Source organism: Kocuria sp. CCUG 69068 (assembly GCF_020833785.1).
Classification (GTDB): Bacteria; Actinomycetota; Actinomycetes; order Actinomycetales; family Micrococcaceae; genus Kocuria; species Kocuria rosea.
Window position 1 is genome coordinate 1 of the sequence record NZ_PDDL01000154.1, and the last position, 5,996, is coordinate 5,996.

Genomic DNA, 5,996 nt, shown 5'->3' on the forward strand with positions numbered 1-5,996 from the left:
CAGGACGACGCCTCCCAGGACGCGGCCCCGGACCGCGCGCCCGGGGACACCGCCCCGGCCGGCGGCCCCGAGGCCCCCTCCGGCCGGACGCCGCCGACGGGACCGGGCGGCGGCCCCGCTCAGGGGCGCAGCACCACGTCGTAGGCCTCCCGGACCACCGCCTCGAGCTCCTCGGCCCCGGACAGGTCGTGCGGACGGACGACCCGGTCCTCGGCCACGTAGTAGAACGCGGCGGTGACCTCCTCGAGCGGGACGGCCCGCAGCCGGGACCACGCGAGCCGGTACACGGCCAGCTGCGCCGACCGCTCCTGCAGCTCCCGGCCGGAGGGTGCCCGCCCGGTCTTCCAGTCGACCAGTTCCCACGTGCCGTCGCCGTTGCGGAAGACGGCGTCCACCCGGCCGCGGACCGTGACCCCGGCGATCGGGGTCTCGAGGGGGAACTCCACGGCGTACGGCTGGCGGTCGGCCCACGGGCTGGAGCGGAACGTCGCCGCGAGCTCGGGGAGGTCGTAGGCCGCGTCGACGTAGTCGTCGGCGGTCCCGGGCAGCTCCCCGACGTCGAAGATCGCGGAGCTGCCGTAGTACTGCTCGATCCAGGCGTGGAAGGTGGTGCCGCGCCGCGCCGCGGTGCCGGGCCGGCGCGGCATGGGCCGGCGCAGGCCCGACACGACCTCGAGCGGATCGCGCGCGAGCGCCACGAGGGTCGAGGCCGAGACGTGGGACGGCATGGGGACGGTCCGCTCGGCCCGGCCGTCCTCGTGCCGGGCGAGCAGGATCTTCGCCTCCTCGGACCACCGGCGCGGGTCCGGCGCGAGCCCGTCCCGCTCTGCGACGCCGAGCAGGTCCTCGACGTCGAGGTCCGCGGTGTCCTCGAAGCCGCGCTCCCGCACCGCGCGGGCGGCCCGCTCGAGCACGGCTCGGCGGCCCCGGTGCGGGGGCGGGCTCACGCGCACGGCGCTGTGCCCGTTCTCGTCCGTCACGGTCTCGGTGACCTCGGGGCCCTCCAACGGGTCGTACGGCCAGGGGGCGCTCAGCACGGTGGCGGCGGCCGGGTTGCGGGCCCCCTCCGGGACCTCGGCCCAGGGGCCCGGGCGGACGGACGGCTCGGGGCCCTCGGTGAGCGGTGCCAGCTCCGCGACGAACACGGAGGGCTCCTGGCCCTTCGCGGCCGTGCCCCGGAACACGGTGCAGGACAGTTCCAGGACCTCGCGGGCCCGGGTCACGGCCACGTAGGCGAGACGGCGCTCCTCGTCCTCGGCGTGCTGGGCGGCGAGCTCCAGGAACTCCGTGTGGGACTCCTCGAGGGCCTTGAGGTCGCTCGTGTCCACGGCCCACTGCGGCAGGAACCGGGCGTCACCGCGCAGCGGCCAGGCCAGGGTCCCGGTGTCGAGGGTCCAGCGGGAGGGCCGGTCGGTCGGGAAGTTCCCGGCGTTGAGTCCCGGGACGTAGACGTGGTCCCACTCGAGGCCCTTGGAGGCGTGGACCGTGACGAGCTGGACGGCGTCGTGCCGCGTGCGGTCGGGGCCGGGCTCGAGCCCGTTCTCCTCCGCCAGGGTGACGTCGAGCCACGCGAGGAACGCCGAGACGTCGCTGCTCGCGGAGAACGCGGTGAAGGACTGCGCGGCCTCGTGGAACGCGTCCAGGTTGCGCCGCGCCTGGTGGACGGGGCGGTGGGGGTGCGCGGCGACCTCGACGTCGAGGCCGAGCACCGTCTCCACCTCGTGCAGCAGGCTCGGCAGGTCGTCGGAGAGGAAGGAGCGCAGGTGGTCCAGCTCCGTCCGCAGCCGGATCAGGCGCTCCCGCGCGGTCTCGGACAGGGTGCGGGCGTGCGCGGACGTCCAGCCCGGCCACGGGAGGGTCTCGAGGGCCTCGATCAGCGACGCGTGGTCGGAGAGGTCGGGCTCGACGAGGGCGTCCTCCTGGGCCTCCTCCGCGGTGACCGGGCTCTCGAGGTCCTCGGCCCGGCCCGCCTGCGCGGCCTCCGTGCGGCGGCGTTCCAGGTGGGACGCCCAGTCGGCGAGGGCCATGAGGTCCCGGGCCCCGATCCGCCAGCGGGCCCCCGCGAGCAGCCGCACGAGCGCGTCCGAGCGACCGGGGTCGTCCAGCACCCGGAGGGTCGCGACGACGTCGGAGACCTCCGGCGTGCTGAGCAGCCCGCCCAGGCCCACGACCTCGTAGGGGATGCCGCGGGCGGCGAGCTCCCGGCGCACGGGCTCGATCTGGGAGCGCTTGCGGCAGAGCACCGCCATGGTGGGCATCTGCTCCTCCGGGTCGCCGCGGTGCTGCTCCCGGCGCTCCCGGACGCGCTCCGCGAGCGCGACGGCCTCCTCGACGTCGGTCGCGTACCGGCTGATCCGCACCCGGCCGGTGCCCGCCCCGGGACGCGGGGTGAGCTCGGGGACGGCGAGGGAGGACGTGCTGCGCGCCCACGCCGGCAGGGTCCGCAGGGGCGCGGCGATGGTGTTGGCGACGTCCAGGATGCTCGCGTCGTTGCGCCACGCCGTGGTGAGGAAGCTGGGCTCCCCGTCCTGGCCGGGCGCGACCGGGAAGGAGTCGTAGAAGCCGAAGAGCTGCCCGGAGGAGGCCCCGCGGAAACCGTAGATCGACTGCTGGGGGTCGCCCACGGCCATCACGGAGTGCCCCTGCCCGAAGAGCGCGGCGAAGAGCCGCAGCTGGGCGTGCGAGGTGTCCTGGAACTCGTCGAGCAGCACCACCCGGTGTCGCTCCCGCTCGGTCCGGCGGGCTGCCGGGTCCTGCTCCGCGAGCCGGGCGGCGGCGGAGAGGAGGTCGCCGAAGTCCATGGCCTGGGCCTCGCGCTTGCGCCGGGCGAAGTCGGCCACGAGCTCGGCGAGGACCCACGCGGTGCGCTGGTTGTCCTCGACCTTCTTCAGCTGGGCGCCCAGGGTCTTCTTCCGGCGCCCCGGCGGTGTCGTGGCCAGCGCGCCGAGCAGCTCGGCCGCGAAGCGCTCCACGTCCGCCGGGTCCACGAGGTGCTCCGCGCACGCCGAGGCGAGGTCGAGGACGGCGGCGACCATGGTCGACTTCGCGGGCATGGTCTCGAGCAGCTCCCCGGTCCAGGCCTCCACGGTCTGCGCGGCGAGCTGCCACGTCCGGGCCTGGCCCAGCAGCGTGGTGTCCGGCTCGATCCCGATCCGCAGCCCGTAGTTGCGCACGAGCGTGTTGGCGTAGGAGTGGTAGGTGCTGACCGTGGGGTCCTGGGGAGCGGCCGGGAGGTCATCCTCCTCGGCGTGGGCCGGAGCGACGAGCCCCTGGGCGCGCAGCCGGGCGAGCCGGGAGCGCATGCGCTCCCCCAGCTCGCCGGCGGCCTTGCGGGTGAAGGTCACGCCGAGGACCTGGTCCGGGGCGACGACCCCGTTGGCCACGAGCCAGACCACCCGGTCGACCATGGTCGCGGTCTTGCCCGAGCCCGCGCCCGCGACCACCAGCCGGGGGGTGAGCGGGGCCGAGATCACGGCCGACTGCTGGGCCGTGGGGAGGTTGCCGCCGAGCAGCTCGGCCAGCTCCTCGGGACTGTACCGGGGCTCGACGCCGCCGTAGGGGTGCTCGGCGGCGTCGAGCCGGGTGCGGTCGTCGGGGGCGTCGGTCATGGGCGCTGTCGTCTCCTGCTGTCCGGGTGGGACGGGGCCGGGATCCGTCCGAACGGTCCTCACGGTTCGCTCACCTGCCGCCCCTCGGCGCACAGCGGGCAGATCTGCGGCAGCTTGCACCCGTGCCCGTTGAAGGCGCCCTCGGCCTGGTCGTGGCGGGCGGTGAACCGTTCCCCGGCCACGAGCTCCGCGGCCCGGGTGATCAGGTCCCGCGCCCACGTGGCGTCCGGGTCGAGGGGGTCCTGCTGCTGCACGGAGGGGGACTTGGCGCGGGTGCCGAGCTGGACGAGCAGGGCGCCGCCGGAGAGCTCCGTCACGGTGCCGCCGGGCAGCTCGAGGACGGTCTCGTCCTGACCCGCGACCATGGCTGTGCCCGCTCCCGCCGTGAGCGCCACCTGGTAGGCCGCGAGCTGCGGGTGCTCGGCGATCTTCGCCCCGGCGGGCTGGTTCCGGCCGGTCTTGAGGTCGACGACGACGTAGCGGCCCTGCTCGTCGAGCTCCAGGCGGTCCACGCGGCCCCGGAGCAGGGCGTCGCGCGCCCGCCCCTGGACGAGCACGCTGAACGCCCCCTCCACGGAGGCCAGCCGGCGGCCGTGCTTGCTGCGGGCGTCCAGGACGTACTGGGCGAACTTGCGCAGCATCTGCCGGGCCCGTTCGAGCTGGACCGCGGACTCCCAGGTCTCCGGCAGCCCCAGCGTGGGCCAGCGGCGCTCGAGCTCGGCGACGAGCTCGGTGCCCGACGCCTCCGGCAGCTCCTCGGCGATGGCGTGCACGAGTGAGCCGAGGCTGCGGCTGAGGTCGGTCGCGGCCTCGGCCCGCGAGGCGGCCACGAACCAGTCGAGCGGGGACCGGTGGATGGTCTCGATCCGGGACGGGGAGACGGGCACGGGGACCCCGTCGTCGAAGACGGGCGCCGTGCTGGAGAGCTCCGCGGCGCCCCACCAGGTGTCGGGGTGGGCGCCGGGCACCGGGCGCGGGGAGGAGGAGATGCGGTGGAGCAGCCGGGCCGCGGCCTCCGAGCGCACGGGGTCCTCCTCGTGCAGCTGGACCCACTGCCGCAGCTCGGCCACGAGGGCGCGCAGGGTCATGGGCCGGGGGGCGTCCACCACGGCCCGGGCGCCGTCCCCGGGCCGCGAGCCCGGGGGGTCGACGAGGTCGAGGAACTCCGAGGGCTGCTCGTCCTCGCCGGAGGCCGCCGTGACCACGAGCGTGCCGCAGCTGCGGGAGACGGCGGCGGAGAAGGAGCGCAGCTCGTCGTGGCGGACCTCGCGCATGCGGGTGACCGGGGTGACCCGCGCGGCCTGGTCGACGCCGAGGTCGAGCGCGTCCGTGAGCAGGTCCGCGCCGAGCAGCTGCCCGCGCAGGCGGGTGTTGGGCCACACGCCCTCCTGCACGCCGGCGACGAAGACCACCGGCCACTGCCGGCCCGCGGCGGTGGCGGGCGTCATGATCTCGACCGTCTCGTCGGTCGGGGCGCGGGCGGCCAGGGTGTCCATGGGCAGCTCCTGGTTGTCGATGTAGTCCAGGAACTGGGCGGGGCCGGCCCCGGGAAGGTGGTCCACGTAACGCTCGGCGGACTCGAACAGGCCCACCACGGCGTCGAGGTCGCGGTCGGCCCGCTCCCCCGCCGGGCCGCCCTCCAGTGCCCGGCGCCGCCAGGACTCGGCGACCCCGGCCGCCTCCCACAGCGCCCACAGGACGGTCTCGGCCGTGGCGCCCTCCTCCCGGAGGGCACGGGTCCCGGCCGCGAGCATCCGGGCGATCCGGCGGGCCGGCACGGAGCGCACGCCGGCGGCGTCGAGCGCCCCGGGGGCCACGAGGGCCTCCACGAGCAGGTCGTCGCTGGTGCGCAGACCCCCCGCGGCGAGCTCCTCCGCCCGGAGCCGCTGGCGGAGCCGGCGGACGTCCATCGGGGAGGCGTTGCCGATCCGCGAGGAGAGCAGGTCGACGGCCGCCTGGACCGTGAGGGCGCCGAAGTGCGCGTCCTCCTCGCGGTCCGCGGCCGCCGCGGCGGCCTCGGTCACGATGCGCAGGGCACCCAGCAGCGGGCGCACCGCGGGCTCGTCGCGCACCGGCGTCTCCGCGGCGGAGGTGCTGACGGGCACCCCGAGGGCGGAGAGCTGGCGCTCGAGCCCCTCCAGGTAGCGGCCGTTGCGCACGACCACGGCCATGTCCGCCAGTGGGACGCCGTGCACCAGGTGGCGCTCCAGGACCTGGTGCGCGATCCAGCGGGCCTCGTGCAGCGGTGAGGAGAGCACCACCGTGGTGACCTCTCCGGGCGCCGCGCGGTCTCCGGTGCCGTCCACCGCGACGTCGGCCGGCGCGGTCGCGGTGTCCGCGCCGTGGCCCGTGTCCGCAGCGCCCGGGGCGCTCCCGGCGGGCCGGAGG

General features: G+C 76.2%; 2 protein-coding genes. Both read right to left on the reverse strand.

The window, feature by feature from the left end; all coding sequences use genetic code 11:
* Positions 1 to 119: 119 nt before the first annotated feature.
* On the reverse strand, positions 120 to 3,608 hold the full coding sequence (locus CRM73_RS17810) for an ATP-dependent DNA helicase (RefSeq protein ID WP_229588647.1): 3,489 nt from the start codon (positions 3,606 to 3,608) through the stop codon (positions 120 to 122).
* 59 nt (positions 3,609 to 3,667) lie between these two features.
* The coding region (locus tag CRM73_RS17815; protein ID WP_229588648.1) for a UrvD/REP family ATP-dependent DNA helicase at positions 3,668 to 5,996 on the reverse strand (2,329 nt) is incomplete at its 5' end.

Excerpts from the sequence above, each read along its gene's own strand:
- CRM73_RS17810 (WP_229588647.1), bottom strand. The coding sequence starts at position 3,608 with ATGACCGACGCCCCCGACGACCGCACCCGGCTCGACGCCGCCGAGCAC.